An 18,688-nucleotide genomic window follows, 5' to 3' on the forward strand; every position below is an offset into this window, starting at 1 on the left:
AAAACATACAAAAATACAAGTGAAAATCATTGACGTAAGACGTCCATATGTACTATACTTACCCATAGGTAACTTTACATAACATAAGTTCAAGGAGGACCTTTACATGAAATGTCCATTTTGCAATCAAGACAACACCCGCGTCATAGATTCCAGACCGGTTCCAGATAATAATTCCATCCGAAGGAGAAGACAGTGTGACGAGTGCGGCAAGCGCTTTACCACTTACGAGAAAATAGAGACGATCCCACTGGTTGTTATCAAAAAAGACCAGAGCCGCGAACAATACGACCGCACCAAGATCCAGGACGGCATCATGCGTGCCTGCTACAAACGCCCCATCTCCGTAGAGCAGATTGAAAAAATCATAGATGAGATCGAAACCGAGATCTTCAACAAAGAAGACCGCGAAATCCCCAGCACCGAAATCGGCGAAATCGTCATGGACAAACTAAAAGACCTTGACGCCGTAACCTACGTCCGCTTCGCCTCCGTCTATCGTGAGTTCAAAGACGTAAACACCTTCATGGACGAATTGAAAAAAATCCTGAATTGATAGGTTTCGTGGAGCGGCGGGCAGATCCAGCCTTGGCCATGTCTCCAAAATAATACTTGCAATCCCCCCACCATTCCGCTACAATAACCATGACAATTAAATAATGAGGGAACTTTAAATGTTTAAAGGAGAAACCATGAAAAGAGCAAGATTAATACCAACACTTCTCTTTGCACTTACCCTGACTATTGTACTCGGCGGCTGCCAAGACAAAAAGGAAAGCGGTAAAGAGTCCAAAAACAACGAAAGTTCCACAGAAACAAAAGCGGAACCAACCATGGGAGGTTCCATTGTAGTAGGAATTCCTCAGGATATTGAGGATAGTCTTGACCCACACAAATCGGTAGCGGCAGGAACAAAAGAAGTCCTATTCAACATTTATGAAGGCTTAGTAAAGCCTGATGAAAAAGGCAATTACATCGATGCAGTAGCCCAGTCGCACACCATTTCAGAGGACGGCAAGACTTACACCTTTACACTTCGTGAGGGCGTAAAATTCCACAATGGAGCGGACGTTACCGTAGACGATGTGAAATATTCGATCGAGCGATGCGCCGGTATCACGGAAGGAACAGAACCGTTGATAGCGGCGTTTTCTAATGTGGAAAACGTCGAAACTCCCGATGACAAAACCATTGTCATTAATTTAAAAGAAGCTGACACAGAATTTCTGGCCTACCTCATTGTGGCTGTCATTCCAAAAGATGCCCAGGATCTGGCAACCAACCCTGTGGGCACAGGTCCCTTTATGTATGCATCCCGGTCTCCCCAGGAGAATATTAAGATCAAAAAATTCGCAGACTACTGGGATACGGAAAACCAGGCATATCTGGATGAGGTCACCTTCAAGGTGGTAAGTGACAGCAATGCTATTGTGACCGGATTAAAGGGCGGCTCTCTGGATATGGTAGCACGCATTGATTCCAACCAGTCTGCCCAGCTTAAAGGTGAGGATTTTACCATCTATGAAGGCGGTATGAATCTGGTGCAGGCATTATACCTGAACAATGGAGAGGCACCCTTTGACAACGTAAAAGTACGTCAGGCACTCTGCTATGCAGTGAACCGCCAGGATGTGCTTGATATGATTGCGGACGGAAAGGGAACCATAATCGGCAGCAGCATGTTCCCTGCATTTGACAAATACTACATGCCGGAGCTGGCAGACAAATATCCGCAGGATGCAGGTAAAGCCAAAGCCCTGCTTGCGGAAGCCGGATACCCGGACGGATTTGACATGACGATCACAGTACCATCCAACTATCAGCAGCATGTGGACACTGCCCAGATACTGGTGGAGCAGTTAAAACAGATTGGTGTCAATGCCAAGATCCAGCTTGTGGAATGGGACAGCTGGCTCAGCGATGTTTACGGCGACAGGAAATTCCAGTCTACAGTAGTCGGTGTGGACGCAGCTTATTTAAGCGGCCGTGCTCTGCTGGAGCGTTTTACCTCTGATTCTTCTAAAAATTTCATTAACTTTCATAATGAAGAGTATGATAAACTCTATCAGCAGGTAAAGAAAAGCACAGACGATAAAGAACAGACAGAACTCTACAAGAAGATGGAAACCATTCTTGCAGATGACGCGGCAAATGTCTACATTCAGGATATGGCTTCAGAGGTTGCTCTCAGAAAGTCATACAGTGGTTTTGAATTCTATCCGCTGTACGTTCTGGATCTGGCAAAAATCTACAAAGTAAAATAAAGCCCGGCCGGATGTACCGGGGAAACATACACGGAAAAGGAGAAAGACAGAATGAAATATATTGTGAAAAAAACAGGAACTCTCATTATAACATTGTTAATTGTCTCTTTTCTGTCCTTTATGGCTTTTTCCGTGATCCCCGGTGATGCGGCAAAATCAAAACTGGGAACAGAGGCCACAAAGGAACAGGTAGAGGCACTGCAGCATGAGATGGGCCTGGATAAACCGGTTCTGGTCCGCTACGGCCTGTGGCTGAAAGATTTTGTAACAGGAGATATGGGTGAGTCCTACAGTTATTCCATGCCGGTGCAGGAGATGATCGCGGATAAAATACCTGTCAATCTTACCATGGTACTCATGGGATTTTTTATCATCCTGCTGTTTTCCATACCTCTCGGCATTTTTACTGCCAGCCATGAGGGCGGGATGCTTGACCGTTTTCTCATGACCTGTAATCAGGTGGTCATGTCGGTTCCCGGTTTTTTTCTGGGTATTTTGATCACATATGTATTCGGACTGGTGCTTAAATGGTTCACACCTGGAGCCTATGTCTCCCCATCCGAAAATTTTGGCGGATTTTTAGCCTACCTCATAGCGCCCAGCATAGCCATCGCTCTTCCAAAAAGCGCAATGGCGGTGAAAATGCTGCGCAGTTCCGTGATCACCCAGCTTCACATGGATTATGTGCGCACTGCTTTCAGCCGCGGAAACAGGACAGGGCGTGTCCTCGGCAGGCATGTGCTGAAAAATGCACTGATTCCGGTGCTCACGTTCTGGGCTATGACCATTGCGGATATTATGGCAAACAGCATTATTCTGGAGCAGGTGTTTACCATTCCCGGCATGGGCAGCCTGCTGATCACCTCCATTTCCAACAGGGATTATCCTGTCGTCCAGGGAATCATTGTGCTGATTGCAGCAATGGTGGTGCTCATCAATTTTACGGTTGACATTTTATACGGAAAAATAGACCCGCGGATACGCATGGATGCTTAGACAGGAGGAGAGAAGATGAGAAAAGACAGAAAAAACAAGTCGGGCAATCTGATCATCGGTGCCTCTCTGGCAGGATTCATGCTGTTATTTCTGCTGATTGGCCTTTTGTACACGCCTTATGATCCTGACGCCATGAGCGGCGGCGCTAAATTCGCGGCACCTTCCCTGGCGCACTTATTTGGATGCGATCAGTTTGGGCGTGATATTTTAAGCCGTGTCATGAAAGGAACAGGCACCACCTTTTTTGTGGGCGCGGCGACCGTTATGATCGGGGGCGGAATCGGCCTTTTGGTGGGGGCGTTTACCGGATATTTTGGTGGATGGCTGGATGAGATCCTTATGCGTTTTAATGATGCGGTTGTCTCTTTTCCAAGTATTTTGCTGGCCCTGGTATTCATCAGTATCTTAGGACCTGGAAAATACAATGTGATCCTGGCCCTTGGTGTTGTGTTCATTCCCAGCTTTGCCAGGATGACGAGAAGTGAATTTATATCCCAGAGGGAAATGGATTATGTGAAAAGTGCAAGGCTTATGGGAGCTTCTCATCTGCGGATCATGTTTATACACATCCTTCCCAATACCCTGCCAACTGTTCTGGCCACGGCTGCCATTGGATTTAACAACGCGGTGCTGGCTGAGGCGGGTATGAGTTATCTGGGAATCGGTGTGCAGCCTCCGGATGCCAGTCTTGGAAGAATGCTGTCTGAGTCCCAGGCATATCTGGCGACAGCGCCCTGGTGCGCTCTTTTTCCCGGGGTGGCGGTTATCCTCCTGGCACTGGGATTTTCCCTGTTAAGTGACGGGCTGCAGAAGAAAGGCGGGAAGTAATATGGCATTACTGGAAATAAAAAATCTGGCAATTGAATTTCATGATACCGTACCGCCCACAAAAATTGTGGAGAACATTTCTTTTTCCATGGAGGAAGGGGAAATACTGGGAATCGTAGGGGAATCCGGTTCAGGCAAAACGCAGACGGCCCTTTCTGTCATGGGTCTTTTGGGCGAACATGCCAAAATGCCCAGAGGAGAGATTTTGTTTCAGGGCAGAGATATTCTGAAGATGCAAAAAGAAGAGTTGTGGAAAATACGGGGCAGAGAGATCGGCATTATCTTCCAGGAACCCATGACATCCCTGAATCCGGTCATGACAATCGGAGAGCAGGTGGAGGAAGCCATGCGGATTCACAGCCATTTCAGTGCCCGGGAACGAAAAGAAAAGGCACTTCAGATGATGAAAAACGTGGAGCTTCCCAATCCGGAGCTTCTGTATGACAAATATCCCCATCAGCTCTCAGGCGGCATGCGTCAGCGTGTCATGATCGCGGCAGCTCTTGTGATGGGGCCCAAGCTTCTGATTGCGGATGAGCCCACCACAGCACTGGATGTGACCATACAGGCCCAGATCTTAAAGCTCCTTCAGAAAATCAACAGGGAACAGGGAACCGCAATTCTCTTTATCTCCCATGACCTGGGTGTTATCCGTCATCTATGCAGCCGTGTTATTGTCATGAACCGGGGAAAAGCTGTGGAACAGGGAAGTGTGCAGGAGATATTTGAGCATCCTTCCATGGAATATACAAAAAAACTCCTGGCAGCCATACCAACCAGAAGAACTTCTCTCAGAAGGCGGTCAGCAGCAAAACAGGAAAGGGGCGGGGCATAATGGAACCTGTACTGGAAGTAAAACACGTAAGTGCATCTTACCGTGAAGGCAAAAAAGAACAGCAGGTGCTGAAGGACATTGATTTTACGGTCCATAAAAACGAGATCCTGGGTCTGGTCGGAGAGAGCGGATGCGGAAAAACCACACTCTCCAAAGCAATCCTGGGATTTGTAAAAGTGCAGGATGGTGAGATCATACATCACACCCGGAATCCCCAGATGATCTTCCAGGACCCCTATTCCTCCCTCAACCCTTCAAAACGTGTGGCATGGATCCTGGAGGAGCCGCTGCGCATGCAGAAAATACCAAAAGAGGAGCGGCGCAGGAAAGTCCTTGCCATGGCAGAAAAGACAGGGCTTTCCAAAGAACACCTGAAACGCCGTCCCCGGGAATTATCCGGCGGCCAGCGGCAGAGAGTGAGTATCGCGGTTTCTCTTCTCCAGGGATCACAGTTCATCATTGCGGATGAGCCGGTGTCAGCCCTGGATGTTACCATTCAGCGGCAGATCATGGAACTGATCATAAAACTACAGGAAGAGATGAAGTTTTCCGTTCTTTTCATCTCTCATGATCTGAATGTGATCTATCAGATGTGTGACAGGGTTATGGTGATGAGAGATGGCAAGATTGTGGAAGAAGGGAATGTGGAGGAGGTATTTGCCAGTCCGAAGGCTGATTATACAAAGGAGCTGATGGCGGCAACATTGGATGTGGAGGTATAACGGCATTTGGCGGACGCCGGGTCTGGTCATAAGCTTCCCTGTACGGACGGGAGCAGAGAACTTCCGAGCTAACACGCAACCCGCACTAAGTTCATCGCCTTAGGGCTCTTCACTAAGTGCTTGCTAGCGTGTGGATCTCGTAAGATTCTCTAAGCGCTCCTAAACGCCCGTACAGGGAAGCTTATGACCAGGCCCGCCTGTTTTTCAATATGGGAATATACCTCCAGAATAACTGTGCCACGAAATAGATTATAAACTGCATGAAAAAGAAATTTCCTGTATTTACCTATAAGTTCAATAGAAATATCAGGGCTATATGTAATAATAAAGAGGTTTTGACAAGAATCATAATAATTTACCCATAATTTTTGTCTTAAGTAAAAAAATCATATGCAATATCTGGAATTACATTTTAAAAGTCTCTTATATTTACCTATAATTTCTTAAATGATAAACTCATTTATTTGTAGCAGCTTAAATTCGCCATTAAAATGATTCCGAATTTACATACCATATCATATCGAAATACCAAACTTATATGAAGTCATAAAAAAGAATGAGCATTATTCTGTCCTGTTATCAGGAATTTATCCGGCAGGATCTCCAATGCAGTTCGCAACATTTTTCGTGTTCCAATTATTTCCCACTTATCAACTGTTCCACATACAAAGTCAGCCGAACCTGGCCGCAGGCTTCCCCGCACGGGCGTTTAGGAGCGTCCAGAGAAGCTTACAAGATCCATGCGTTAGCAAGCACTTAGTGAAGAGCCCTAAGGCGATGAACTTAGTGCGGCTTACGCATTAGCTTGTAAGTTCTCTGCTCCCGTCCGTGCGGGGAAGCCTGCGGCCAGGTTCGGCGTCCGGGTATATATCCCTTCTAACCGGCAGTCAACACAGCACTATTTACCATATAAAAAGCATCATGCCGCTTGCGTTTTCCACGGCGAAGTGATAAAATTTTCAACAATAACATCTGCAGTGCAATATAACATAAATCACGATCCCACAGGAATAGAATGGGAAAAGCGGAGAGGAGAATAACATGAGAACTTTTGATAAATCTTCAAAATTAGACAACGTCTGCTATGATGTCCGGGGACCGGTGCTGGATGAGGCCAACCGGATGCAGGAGAGCGGCATTGATGTGCTGAAATTAAACATAGGAAATCCGGCACCCTTTGGTTTCAAAGCACCGGAGGAAGTGATACTGGATATGATCTACACACTCCGGGACTCTCAGGGATATTCAGATTCCCATGGGATATTTGCTGCCAGAAAAGCGATCATGCAGTACTGTCAGATCAAGAACATAAAAGACGTGGCCCTGGAAGACATCTATACAGGGAATGGTGTCAGCGAGCTTATCAACATGGTGACTCAGGGGCTTATTGATGACGGGGATGAGATTCTGGTACCTTCCCCGGATTACCCGCTGTGGACCGGCTGTGTGACGCTGGCAGGAGGAAAGGCTGTGCATTATATCTGTGATGAACAGGCAGACTGGTATCCGGATATTGAGGATATGCGCAGCAAGATTACGGATAAGACAAAAGCCATTGTGATCATCAATCCAAACAATCCGACGGGAGCTGTCTATCCCAAGGAAGTGCTGGAGGAGATCGCTGCGCTGGCAAGAGAGCATGATCTGATGATTTTCTCTGATGAAATCTATGACCGCCTGACCATGGACGGGGTGGTGCATCATTCCATCGCTGCCCTGGCACCGGACGTGTTCTGTGTTACCATGAACGGCCTTTCAAAATCCCACATGGTGGCCGGATTCCGCTGCGGCTGGATGGTCTTAAGCGGGCCGAAAGAGAGGGCAAAGGGATATATCGAAGGGCTGAATATGCTGTCCAACATGCGTCTCTGCTCCAATGTTCCGGCACAGTCCATTGTACAGACAGCCCTGGGCGGTTTTCAGAGTGTACAGGAATACCTGCAGCCGGGAGGGCGCATCTATGAGCAGAGGGAATATATTTACAAGGCAGTCAATGATATTCCCGGTCTGTCGGCTGTGAAGCCAAAAGCGGCTTTCTATATTTTTCCGAAAATAGATACAAAGCGTTTTCATATTTTGGATGATGAGAAGTTTGTCCTGGACTTTTTGAAAGAGAAGAAGGTGCTTCTGACTCATGGAAAAGGATTTAACTGGGGAGAGCCGGATCATTTCCGTATTGTGTATCTGCCGAATCTGGAACAACTGAAAAGTGCAGCCAATAAACTGGCTGATTTCCTGGACGGTTATCATCAGAAACTCTGAAAGAGGCAGATAGAATGAAACAGAGACAAAAGGGAATTCTCTGCATTCTCATGGCAGCCTTCTGTTTTGCGCTGATGAACACCTTTGTGCGTCTGTCAGGGGACCTGCCGTCTGTGCAGAAGAGTTTTTTCAGGAATCTGGTGGCAGCAGCCTTTGCAGGTTCCATACTGATAAAAAATAAAGCCTGGTATTCAGGAAAAAAAGGAAATATGAAATATCTGCTGTGCCGTGCGGTTTTCGGCACAGCAGGTATTTTATGTAATTTTTACGCGGTGGATCATCTGGTGCTGGCAGATGCCTCCATGCTCAATAAGATGTCCCCGTTTTTTGCCATAATCTTCAGTCTGTTCCTGCTGAAAGAAAAACCGAATAAACTGCAGGTGGGAGCTGTGATCCTGGCCTTTGCGGGAAGTCTTATGATCGTTAAGCCTACGGGGACGGGAATGAGCTTTCTGCCTGCCCTTATTGGACTTGCAGGGGGAATGGCGGCAGGGTTGGCTTATACTATGGTGCGCGTGCTGGGAGGCAGGGGAGAGAAAGGGCCGTTTATTGTGTTTTTCTTTTCCTGTTTTTCCTGTCTGGTGACGCTTCCGTATCTGCTTTTCTTCTACCATCCCATGAGCCATATGCAGCTTTTGTATCTGCTTCTGGCGGGAGCAGCGGCGGCAGGGGGGCAGTTTTCCATTACAGCCGCTTATTGTTTTGCGCCTGCCAAGGAGATTTCGGTTTATGATTATTCTCAGGTTATTTTTTCGGCAGTTCTGGGCTTTATCCTGTTTTCACAGGTGCCGGACGTGCTCAGTATCCTGGGATATTTGATCATCTGTGCCATGGCAGTCTGGATGTATCTGTATAATACGGGAAAGCTGGGAAACGCAGGGGCTATGGGCCGTTCCCGGTGAAAGGAAGTGTAGGAAAGAATGCAATGGATAAAAAAACTGCATGAGGCACATAATGAGGAGCATGATTTTTCCCGGGGCAGTATCCCCGGGAATATTTTAAGACTTTCTCTGCCGCTTATGGTGGGGCAGTTCATCAACGTGCTCTATAGTATTGTAGACCGAATGTACATAGGACGAATCCCGGGGGCGGATTCCTCGGCGCTGACCGGTGTGGGGGTTTCCTTTCCGATCATTACGGTTGTCATGGCATTTGCCTTTCTGATCGGAACCGGCGGGCCGCCGCTCTGCTCCATTGCGAGAGGAAAACAGGAGGATGACAAAGCGGAAGTGATCATGGGCAACGCGTTTGCCCTGGTGGTCATTGCCGGTATCCTTATTATTATTCTGGGGCTTGCGGTAAAACGGCCTCTTCTATATGCGCTGGGCGCAAGTGAGGCTACTTTCCCATATGCGGACGATTACATCAGTATATATCTGCTGGGCAGTGTATTTGTCATGATCAGTATGGGGATGAATGGATTTATCAACTGTCAGGGATTTGCCAGGATCGGTATGCTGACCGTGCTGATCGGCGCTGTGATCAATATTGTGCTGGACCCTGTGTTCATTTTTTTATTCCACATGGGCGTGCGCGGGGCGGCAATCGCCACGGTCATCTCCCAGGCGGTGTCAGCTCTGTGGATCGTTCGTTTCCTGACCGGACCAAGGACACTTCTTCGTCTCAGGGCAGGATGTATGAGACTGAAATTGTCCTATGTAAAGGACATTCTGGCTCTTGGGCTGTCCGGCTTTATCATGCAGGCTACCAACTGTATGGTGCAGATTGTCTGCAATGTCACCCTGCAGAATTTTGGCGGGGATATCTATGTTGGAGTTATGACCATTATCAATTCCGTGAGGGAGGTCTTAAGCGTCCCGGTCAATGGATTTACCCAGGGGGCCCAGCCCGTAATAGGCTTTAATTACGGCGCGGGAAAATACAGCCGGGTGAAGCAGGGAATCAAATTCATGTCCGTGATCTGTATCGGCTATACCACGGTGGTCTGGATCCTCACCATGCTGGTGCCCGGCGCCTTTATTGCTATTTTCAATGGAAGCGGGGAGCTGATGGAGGCAGGTGTCCATGCCATGAGGATTTATTTCTTTGGATTCTGCTTCATGTCCCTGCAGTTTTCCGGTCAGACTGTCTTTACCGGGCTTGGAAAGGCAAAGCAGGCAATCTTCTTTTCCCTGCTCAGGAAGGCAGTGATCGTGGTGCCCCTCACCCTCATTCTGCCCCACGTGGCAGACCTTGGGGTGAACGGTGTATTTTTAGCGGAACCCATCTCTAATTTTATCGGCGGTACTGCCTGTTTTGTTACTATGCTGTGTATTATGTGGCCTGCGCTTTCCAGAGAAAAAGCATGACGAAGAAAAGAGTGGCATTTACAAAAGTGCATCGTGCGATTGACGAAAAAGTCATCCGCACGGTGCCTTTTTTCGGCTTTTTTTAATTCTCCGGTGTAACAAAAAGATTAGCCGGCTAATAAAATAAGATAAAGAAATTATAAAAAAAGGATAAAATATAAAGCTTTATATTGAAAAATGATAAATGTTGGGATAAACTAAGTTAGTCGACTAACTAATGAGAAGGGAGGCGGAAGAAATGATGTGTGGTAATGAAGACAGCCTGCAGAGTCTGTTTATAAAAACAACCCATATGTATTTTGGCAGGGCCTATGAGGCGCTGCGGGAGATGGATGTGCATCCCAGGCAGGTGCCGATGCTTCATCTGCTGGGAAAAAAAGAAGGATTGAGCCAGCGGCAGATTTCGGAGGAGATGAAGATAAAACCTCCGACTGTGGCAGTCTCCATTAAAAGGATGGAGAAGTCAGGGCTTATTATCCGCAGGGCGGATGAGAAGGACCAGCGCATGAGCCGCATTTATCTCAGCCCCAAGGGACGTGAACTCAATGAAAATGTTCAGAAAATGGTGGAAGACAGCGAAAATGCCATTTTCCGCGGCTTTTCAGAGAGCGAGATTTGTCTTATGAAACGGTTTTTCAAGCAGATGATCGAGAATCTGGAACAAACCAAATAAACTAAAAGGAGTGACACCATGATAAAAATGTTTCATTACATGAAAGAGCGCTGGTACTATATTGTGCTGATCATTGCTCTTTTATTCCTTCAGGCGAATTGTGACCTGGCTCTGCCGGATTACACATCTAAGATCGTCAACATAGGTATCCAGCAGAAGGGAATTGAGGACGGCGTTCCGGAAAAAATCCGGGAGGAGTCCATGGATAAACTCTTTCTGTTCATGGAAGAGAAAGATGTGGAGACAGTCAAAGATGCCTATACCTTAAAAGGTGATATTTACGAATTAAAAGAAATTGACGCAGATAAGAGAGAAAAGCTGAACAGCATTTTCGGTATGCCCATGATGGCTGTGGAAGGTCTGGAAGAGGGCGGGGACCAGGTAAAGCAGATCAGGGAAAAAATGCAGCTTCCCGAGGATGCGGACCTGTTCCAGGTATTTTCGCAGATGCCGAAAGAACAGCTTCTGAAAATGATGGATGCCATGACCTCAGGTATGAAAGATATGCCGGATTCCATTGTGACACAGGCGGCTGTACAGTATGTAGAACTGGAGTACGAAGGCCAGGGAATCGATGTGGACCAGATGCAGATCCGCTACATTCTGATGTCAGGCCTTAAAATGCTGGGGCTGGCGCTTGTCATAATGATAGCTGCCATTTCCGTTACATTTTTGTCAGCCAGGGTGGCGGCAATACTGGGACGGAATTTGAGAAACGGTGTGTACCGCAAGGTCATATCCTTTTCCGGTGAGGAGCTGAATCATTTCTCCACAGCTTCTCTGATCACCAGAAGTACAAACGATATACAGCAGGTGCAGCAGGTGTTTGCTATGATATTCAGGATCGTACTCTATGCGCCGATCTTGGGCATCGGCGGTGTGTTAAAGGTACTGCAGACAGACGCATCCATGACCTGGATCCTCGGTGTGGCAGTAGCGGCGATCATGGTTCTGGTGGGGCTGCTCTTTAAGATCGCTATGCCAAAGTTTACAAAACTGCAGTATCTGATCGATGAGCTGAACCTGGTTTCCAGGGAAATCCTGACAGGTATTCCGGTTATCCGGGCCTTCAGCCGTGAGAAACACGAGGAGGAGCGTTTTGAAAAGGCCAATGACAGGCTTACGAAGACAAACCTGTTTGTCAATCGCTGTATGACATTTATGATGCCTGCCATGATGCTTATTATGAACGGTATCACCATTCTCATTGTCTATAACGGAGCCCATGCGGTGGACAACGGAACCATGCAGGTGGGAAATATGATGGCGTTTATGCAGTATGCCATGCAGATCATCATGTCATTCCTGATGATCACCATGATGTCCATTATGCTGCCAAGGGCAAGCGTTGCGGCAAAACGTATCAATGAGGTGATGGACACCAAGGTTTCCATCCTGGACGGCGATGCAGGAGCACTGCCGGACAAAGGGGCAAAAGGTGAGGTGCGTTTCGAGCATGTGGGATTCTCATATCCGGGTGCTGATGAGGAGACGCTTACTGATATTGATTTTTCAGCCCATAAGGGGGAAACAGTGGCATTTATCGGAAGTACAGGAAGCGGCAAGAGTACGCTGGTGAACCTCATACCGCGATTCTTTGACGTGACATCAGGCCGGATTCTGGTGGATGGCGTGGATGTGCGTGATATGAAACTCACAGAGCTGCGTGACCGCATCGGTTATGTGCCGCAGAAGGGTGTGCTCTTCTCAGGTACCATTGATTCCAACATCCGCTACGGAAAAGAGGATGCTTCGGAAGCAGAGGTTCAGCGTGCAGCAGAAGTGGCTCAGGCTTGGGATTTCATACAGGAAAAAGAGGAGAAGATGGAATCAGAGATCGCCCAGGGCGGTACCAATGTATCCGGCGGACAGAAACAGCGTCTCTCCATTGCCAGGGCCATTGCCAAACGGCCGGAGATTTACATTTTTGACGACAGTTTTTCTGCCCTTGACTATAAGACAGATGTGGTGCTTCGACGCGCACTGAAGAAAGAGACAAAAGATGCCACGACTCTCATCGTTGCACAGCGTATCAGTACCATTTTACATGCAGACCGGATCCTCGTTCTGGATGAGGGACGCGTGGTCGGTCAGGGAACCCATAAAGAGCTTTTGAAATCCTGTGAGGTATATCGTCAGATTGCCATGTCACAGCTGTCGGAGGAGGAATTGGCTAATGAGTAATACTGCGAGAAGACCGAGAGGGCCGATGGGTGGTCACGGAAAAGGAATGCCGGGCGAGAAGGCAAAAGATTTTAAAGGCGCCATGAAACGCCTGGTGAAATACATGGAGCGGTATAAGTTCCGCCTGATGCTGATGATCCTGTTTGCTGTGGGCGGTACGGTATTTAATATTGTGGGGCCGAAGATTTTAGGAAAGGCTACCACGGAACTGTTTAACGGACTGGTGTCCAAGATAAACGGCGGCAGCGGAATTAATTTCGATAAAATTGTCCAGATCCTTTTGGGATGTCTCTGCCTGTACCTGGTAAGTGCCCTGTTGTCCTTTATCCAGGGATTTATTATGACGGGAATCTCAAATGATGTAACTTATAACCTGAGAAAAGATATTTCCGAGAAGATCAACAGAATTCCCATGAAATATTTTGAGAGCAGGACCCACGGAGAGATCCTTTCCAGGATCACCAACGATGTGGATACCCTGCAGATGGGTATCAACCAGAGCGTGACCCAGCTCATCACGTCCTGCACCACCTTGGTCGGTGTGCTGGTGATGATGCTGAGCATCAATGTGTGGATGACGCTGGCAGCCCTGCTGATCCTGCCTGTTTCCATGGCGATCATCAGCAAGGTCATGAAACATTCACAGAAATATTTCCAGGCGCAGCAGAAGTACCTGGGTGAAGTAAACGGGCAGGTGGAGGAGATCTACAGCGGACATAACGTTGTGAAAGCCTTCAACAAAGAGGAATCCGTGATCAATGAATTTGAGAAGACCAATGAGAAGCTGTACAGCTCTGCATGGCGCTCCCAGTTTTTCTCCGGCATGATGATGCCTATCATGCAGTTTGTGGGAAATCTGGGATATGTGATGGTTGCCCTTTTGGGCGGATTCATGGTTATTAAGAACAGGATTGAAGTGGGCGATGTGCAGGCATTTTTCCAGTACATCAGAAACTTTACCCAGCCCATCCAGCAGATTGCCCAGGTGACGAATATGCTGCAGTCTTCAGCCGCCGCATCCGAGAGGGTCTTTGAATTTCTGGATGTCCCGGAGGAAGAGCAGATTGTGGAAAACCCTGCAGATGTAAGCCATATTGACGGCAATGTGGAAATCTGCCACACTTCCTTTGGATATGATCCGAACAAAATCATTATCCATGATTTCTCCGCATCTGTAAAAGCGGGGCAGAAGGTGGCAATCGTCGGCCCGACAGGTGCCGGCAAGACGACCATGATCAAACTGCTGATGCGGTTCTACGACGTCAATTCCGGTGAGATCCTGATCGACGGCCATAATATCAAAGACTTTAACAGAAGTGAACTGCGGGAACTGTTCGGCATGGTGCTGCAGGATACCTGGCTGTTCCACGGAACGATCATGGAAAATATCCGTTACGGCAGGCTGGACGCCACGGATGAGGAGGTTATCGCTGCGGCGAAAGCGGCGCATGCCCACCACTTCATCATGTCACAGCCCGGCGGCTACCAGATGGTGCTGAATGAGGAGACAAACAACATTTCCCAGGGACAGAAGCAGCTTCTGACCATAGCAAGGGCAATTCTGGCGGACAACCGGATACTGATCCTGGATGAGGCTACATCCTCTGTGGATACCAGGACAGAGGAGCGTATACAGAAGGCTATGGATAACCTGATGAAGGGCAGAACCAGCTTTGTGATCGCGCACCGGCTTTCTACCATACGTGACGCGGATTTGATCCTTGTGATGAAAGACGGAGATATCATTGAGCAGGGAACCCATGAATCGCTGCTGGCAGCAGACGGATTTTATGCGAATCTGTACAACAGCCAGTTTGAGAGAGCTGAGGCAATGTAAAACGCTGATTTTTATGAGCGGTCCCGGCGGTGGGAGGACTCCTGGCAGGAACGGAAAGAGCCGTTCCCTGCCAGGGGTTCTTTTATTTTCGGGCTGCGCTTGCAATTTAAACCGTTACACTTTAAATTGATAAAATAATCTGATATAAAATGATTGACAAAGCAGCCGCCGGGTAGTATTATTGGGAATAACAAAGTGAGATAGAGGTTTTATTATGACAGCAGAAATGAACGTTTGGACAAAAGCATATTATTTTGGCTTTCTGGGTTATTTTTATAACGCAGGTTCATTTTGCTACGGTAAAACATCTGTTTCATAAAGTCTTTTAAAATATTGAAAGATAGTGGAATCAGACCGGTGTTTGCGCGTAGCAGACATCGGTTTTTTGTGTTCATTGGGAAATGATTTTCCGGAACAGGAGTCAGATATCTGAAGAGAAGAAATGGAGGAAATGCATTATGATCATTGTACTGAAAAAGGGCGCGGACGAGAGAAAGGTGGAGGAGCTGAAGAAAAACCTCCTTGACAGAGGACTGAAGCTTCACATGTCCGAAGGGCTGGATACCACACTGATCGGCCTGATCGGTGATACCACAGAACTGCAGGAGGACCAGTTTCAGGCGCTGGAAGTGGTGGAGTCGGTAAAAAGAATTAAGGAGCCGTACAAGAAAGCCAACAGAAGCATGCACCCGGATGACACGGTGATCGATGTGTGCGGAAGAAAGATTGGCAGCGGGAATTTCCAGGTCATTGCAGGGCCGTGTTCTGTGGAAACCAGGGAGCAGATGATCGAGGTGGCCGAGGATGTAAAAAAATCAGGTGCAGGACTCTTAAGAGGCGGCGCATTTAAGCCCAGAACCTCCCCCTACTCTTTCCAGGGACTGGGAGACGAGGGATTGAGGCTGCTTTTAGAAGCCAAGAAACAGACCGGACTTCCCATTGTCACGGAGATCATGCGTCTGGGCCATCTGGAATTATTTGAGGATGTGGATGTGATCCAGGTCGGCACCAGAAATATGCAGAACTTTGAGCTTCTGAAAGAGCTCGGAAAGTTGAAAAAGCCCATTCTCCTCAAACGCGGCATGGCGAATACCCTGGATGAACTGCTCATGAGCGCAGAATATATTATGGCAGGAGGCAATGAGAATGTGATTCTCTGTGAGAGAGGTATCCGCACATTCGAGACTTCCATGAGGAATACCCTGGATATTTCCGCGATTCCCATGCTGAAGAAAAAGACGCATCTGCCGGTCATCATAGACCCAAGCCATGCGGCGGGAATCCGTTTCATGGTAGAGCCCCTTACCATGGCAGCGATTGCGGCGGGAGCCGACGGCGTCATGATCGAAGTACACAATAATCCGGAAAAAGCGCTGTGTGACGGTATGCAGTCTTTGACACCAGCCATGTTTGACGATATAATGCAGAAAGTGAAGAAGACAACAGAATTTTTTGGAAAGGTAATGTAATTTCATGAAATCATTAGTTTTAGCAGAAAAACCGTCCGTCGCCCGGGATATTGCCAGGGTGCTGAAATGCGGAAAAAAGTTAAACGGCACTATGGAGGGTGACAAATACATTGTGACCTGGGCCCTGGGCCACCTGGTCACTTTAGACGACCCGGAAGGCTATGACAAAAAGTACAGGGAGTGGAAAATGGAGCATCTCCCCATGATTCCAAAGAAAATGGAGCTTGTGGTGATCAAACAGACAGCCAAACAGTACAATGCAGTGAAAACACAGCTTTACAGAAACGACGTGGGAGAGATCATCATTGCCACCGATGCGGGGCGTGAGGGCGAGCTGGTTGCCAGATGGATCCTGGAAAAAGCAAACTGCCGAAAACCCATCAAACGTCTGTGGATATCCTCTGTCACAGACAAGGCGATCCGTGACGGCTTTGCCCATTTAAGAGACGGCAGGGACTACAATAATCTGTACGCAGCAGCAGTTTCCCGTGCGGAGGCTGACTGGCTGGTGGGAATCAATGCCACAAGAGCCCTGACCTGCAAATACAATGCCCAGCTTTCCTGCGGACGTGTCCAGACGCCGACCCTTGCCATGATAGCAAAACGCGAGGAGGAGATCAGAAACTTCAAACCCGTGGATTACTACGGCATGACTGTACTTGCCGGAGGCGTTCATTTTACCTGGCAGGACAAAAAGAGCGGTTCCTGCCGTTCCTTCCAGCAGGAGAAGATGGAAACCCTGTTAAAACAGGTCAAGGCAGGCTCCCTTACCATAGAATCCGTAGACAAGACTGCAAAAAAGACCTTTGCGCCGGGCCTTTACGATCTGACTGAGCTTCAGAGAGATGCAAATAAAAAATTCGGCCTCTCCGCAAAAGAGACTCTGAACATTATGCAGCGCCTGTATGAGAACCACAAAGTCCTCACGTATCCGAGAACAGATTCCCGCTACATCGGAAGCGACGTGGTCGGAACCCTGAAAGAAAGGCTGAAAGCCTGTGCAGTAGGTCCCTACCGCAAACTTGCGGGCAGCCTCTCCATGAAACCCATAAAAGCCAGCAAATCCTTTGTGGATGACAAAAAGGTAAGCGACCATCATGCCATCATCCCCACAGAACAATTTGTCCAGTTAGATCACATGACAAACGAGGAGCGCAAAATCTATGACCTGGTGGTGCGCCGTTTTCTAAGTGTACTCATGCCGCCTTTTGAATACGAGCAGACAACCGTGAAAGCCCAGGCCGCAGGGGAGTGTTTTCTCGCAAAAGGCAAAATAGTAAAAAGTCCGGGCTGGAAAGAAGCCTATGAAAGCGGCTGGTCCGATGAGGATGACGAGGAGGAATACACGGGAAGCCAGGAACCGTCCCTGAAAGACCAAACTCTCCCAACCGTGAAAAAAGGTGACACCTTCCCAGCATCCAAAGCGGAGCTGACCACAGGAAAAACAAAACCCCCGGCTCATTTCAACGAGGCAACCCTGCTCTCCGCCATGGAAAATCCCATTAAGTTCATGGAAAGCCATGACGCCAAAGCAGCCAAAACACTGGGCGAGACAGGCGGCCTTGGAACCGTTGCCACCCGTGCGGATATCATTGATAAACTTTTCAACACCTTCCTGATGGAAAAACGAGGCAAAGACATATACATCACCTCCAAAGCAAAACAGCTTCTGGAGCTGGTACCTGAGGACCTGAAAAAACCGGAGCTGACAGCAGACTGGGAGATGAAACTTTCCAGGATCGCAGACGGCAGGCTGAAAAAAGACGCCTTCCTCTCCGACATCAAAGACTATACCCAGGACATCATCCGGGAGATCAAGACAGGAGACGGCACCTTCCGCCATGATAACCTGACCAACACCAAATGTCCTGTCTGCGGCAAACGCATGCTCTCCGTAAACGGCAAAAACAGCAGACTCCTGGTCTGCCAGGACCGTGAATGCGGCCACCGTGAAACCATTTCCCGTACCACCAATGCCCGCTGCCCCAAATGCCACAAACGCATGGAGCTCTATGTAAAAGGCAAGGAGGAGACCTTTATCTGCCCCTGCGGCTACAAAGAAAAACTCTCCTCCTTCCAATCACGCCGTGAAAAAGAAGGCGCCGGCGTCTCCAAAAAAGATGTCCAGAAATACCTCACCAAGCAAAAAAAAGAAGCCTCCGAACCCCTAAACAACGCCTTCGCCGATGCCTTCGCCAAACTAAAACTATAATCATACAACCGGCGGTATCCCCTGCCTGCAAACAAGCAGCCGGGATACCGCCAGTTTCATATAGTTACTCATTTATATTCCCACTTTTCCACAGCTC

General features: G+C 48.1%; 14 protein-coding genes. All 14 read left to right on the forward strand.

The window, feature by feature from the left end; translation table 11 throughout:
• The first annotated feature begins 106 nt into the window (after nucleotides 1-106).
• The 14 genes from nrdR to LC508_RS27315 all read left to right on the forward strand — a co-directional run bounded on the left by nrdR (nucleotide 107) and on the right by LC508_RS27315 (nucleotide 18,591).
• On the forward strand, nucleotides 107-556 hold the full coding sequence (gene nrdR / locus LC508_RS27250) for a transcriptional regulator NrdR (protein ID WP_033142657.1): 450 nt from the start codon (nucleotides 107-109) through the stop codon (nucleotides 554-556).
• Between the two features lie 136 nt (nucleotides 557-692).
• Nucleotides 693-2,264: an ABC transporter substrate-binding protein gene (locus LC508_RS27255; protein WP_225305275.1), complete on the forward strand. Its 1,572-nt coding sequence runs from the start codon at nucleotides 693-695 to the stop codon at nucleotides 2,262-2,264.
• 51 nt (nucleotides 2,265-2,315) lie between these two features.
• On the forward strand, nucleotides 2,316-3,260 hold the full coding sequence (locus LC508_RS27260; RefSeq protein WP_103732815.1) for an ABC transporter permease: 945 nt from the start codon (nucleotides 2,316-2,318) through the stop codon (nucleotides 3,258-3,260).
• Nucleotides 3,261-3,275: 15 nt separating this feature from the next.
• Nucleotides 3,276-4,088 (forward strand): ABC transporter permease, encoded by an 813-nt coding sequence (locus LC508_RS27265; RefSeq protein ID WP_103732814.1) that lies wholly within the window; start codon nucleotides 3,276-3,278, stop codon nucleotides 4,086-4,088.
• 1 nt (nucleotide 4,089) lies between these two features.
• Nucleotides 4,090-4,923 carry an ABC transporter ATP-binding protein gene (locus LC508_RS27270; RefSeq protein ID WP_054352299.1) on the forward strand — a complete coding sequence of 278 codons (834 nt, stop codon included), beginning with the start codon at nucleotides 4,090-4,092 and terminating at the stop codon, nucleotides 4,921-4,923.
• The gene (locus LC508_RS27275; protein ID WP_207727923.1) at nucleotides 4,923-5,645 is read left to right on the forward strand and encodes an ABC transporter ATP-binding protein; all 723 of its coding nucleotides are present in this window, start codon (nucleotides 4,923-4,925) and stop codon (nucleotides 5,643-5,645) included. Before LC508_RS27270 ends, LC508_RS27275 begins: the two co-directional genes overlap by 1 nt.
• A 1,041-nt stretch (nucleotides 5,646-6,686) precedes the next feature.
• A complete protein-coding gene (locus LC508_RS27280) occupies nucleotides 6,687-7,907 on the forward strand; it encodes an aminotransferase class I/II-fold pyridoxal phosphate-dependent enzyme (protein WP_033142653.1) in 1,221 nt (406 codons plus the stop codon).
• A 14-nt stretch (nucleotides 7,908-7,921) separates the two neighbouring features.
• Nucleotides 7,922-8,809 (forward strand): DMT family transporter, encoded by an 888-nt coding sequence (locus LC508_RS27285; protein ID WP_103733034.1) that lies wholly within the window; start codon nucleotides 7,922-7,924, stop codon nucleotides 8,807-8,809.
• A gap of 18 nt (nucleotides 8,810-8,827) precedes the next feature.
• A complete protein-coding gene (locus tag LC508_RS27290; RefSeq protein WP_103733035.1) occupies nucleotides 8,828-10,216 on the forward strand; it encodes an MATE family efflux transporter in 1,389 nt (462 codons plus the stop codon).
• A gap of 238 nt (nucleotides 10,217-10,454) precedes the next feature.
• Complete coding sequence (locus LC508_RS27295) at nucleotides 10,455-10,889, forward strand: MarR family winged helix-turn-helix transcriptional regulator (RefSeq protein WP_033142651.1); 435 nt, start codon at nucleotides 10,455-10,457, stop codon at nucleotides 10,887-10,889.
• Between the two features lie 18 nt (nucleotides 10,890-10,907).
• Nucleotides 10,908-13,073, forward strand: coding sequence for an ABC transporter ATP-binding protein (locus LC508_RS27300; protein WP_033142650.1), 2,166 nt, complete (start codon nucleotides 10,908-10,910; stop codon nucleotides 13,071-13,073).
• Entirely contained in the window at nucleotides 13,066-14,910 is a 1,845-nt protein-coding gene (locus LC508_RS27305) for an ABC transporter ATP-binding protein (protein WP_052099620.1), read from the forward strand. The genes LC508_RS27300 and LC508_RS27305 overlap by 8 nt, the downstream gene beginning before the upstream one ends.
• A gap of 458 nt (nucleotides 14,911-15,368) precedes the next feature.
• Complete coding sequence (gene aroF / locus LC508_RS27310) at nucleotides 15,369-16,379, forward strand: 3-deoxy-7-phosphoheptulonate synthase (protein ID WP_033142649.1); 1,011 nt, start codon at nucleotides 15,369-15,371, stop codon at nucleotides 16,377-16,379.
• Between the two features lie 4 nt (nucleotides 16,380-16,383).
• Entirely contained in the window at nucleotides 16,384-18,591 is a 2,208-nt protein-coding gene (locus LC508_RS27315; RefSeq protein ID WP_103732167.1) for a DNA topoisomerase III, read from the forward strand.
• The last annotated feature ends 97 nt before the right edge of the window (nucleotides 18,592-18,688 follow it).

Origin of the sequence: Blautia parvula, from assembly GCF_020215665.1 — a bacterium.
Classification (GTDB): Bacteria; Bacillota; Clostridia; order Lachnospirales; family Lachnospiraceae; genus Blautia; species Blautia celeris.

Excerpts from the sequence above, each read along its gene's own strand:
- LC508_RS27285 (WP_103733034.1), top strand. The coding sequence starts at position 7,922 with ATGAAACAGAGACAAAAGGGAATTCTCTGCATTCTCATGGCAGCCTTC.
- LC508_RS27295 (WP_033142651.1), top strand. The coding sequence starts at position 10,455 with ATGATGTGTGGTAATGAAGACAGCCTGCAGAGTCTGTTTATAAAAACA.
- LC508_RS27270 (WP_054352299.1), top strand. The coding sequence starts at position 4,090 with ATGGCATTACTGGAAATAAAAAATCTGGCAATTGAATTTCATGATACC.
- LC508_RS27255 (WP_225305275.1), top strand. The coding sequence starts at position 693 with ATGAAAAGAGCAAGATTAATACCAACACTTCTCTTTGCACTTACCCTG.
- aroF (WP_033142649.1), top strand. The coding sequence starts at position 15,369 with ATGATCATTGTACTGAAAAAGGGCGCGGACGAGAGAAAGGTGGAGGAG.
- nrdR (WP_033142657.1), top strand. The coding sequence starts at position 107 with ATGAAATGTCCATTTTGCAATCAAGACAACACCCGCGTCATAGATTCC.
- LC508_RS27305 (WP_052099620.1), top strand. The coding sequence starts at position 13,066 with ATGAGTAATACTGCGAGAAGACCGAGAGGGCCGATGGGTGGTCACGGA.
- LC508_RS27300 (WP_033142650.1), top strand. The coding sequence starts at position 10,908 with ATGATAAAAATGTTTCATTACATGAAAGAGCGCTGGTACTATATTGTG.
- LC508_RS27265 (WP_103732814.1), top strand. The coding sequence starts at position 3,276 with ATGAGAAAAGACAGAAAAAACAAGTCGGGCAATCTGATCATCGGTGCC.
- LC508_RS27275 (WP_207727923.1), top strand. The coding sequence starts at position 4,923 with ATGGAACCTGTACTGGAAGTAAAACACGTAAGTGCATCTTACCGTGAA.
- LC508_RS27280 (WP_033142653.1), top strand. The coding sequence starts at position 6,687 with ATGAGAACTTTTGATAAATCTTCAAAATTAGACAACGTCTGCTATGAT.
- LC508_RS27260 (WP_103732815.1), top strand. The coding sequence starts at position 2,316 with ATGAAATATATTGTGAAAAAAACAGGAACTCTCATTATAACATTGTTA.
- LC508_RS27315 (WP_103732167.1), top strand. The coding sequence starts at position 16,384 with ATGAAATCATTAGTTTTAGCAGAAAAACCGTCCGTCGCCCGGGATATT.
- LC508_RS27290 (WP_103733035.1), top strand. The coding sequence starts at position 8,828 with ATGCAATGGATAAAAAAACTGCATGAGGCACATAATGAGGAGCATGAT.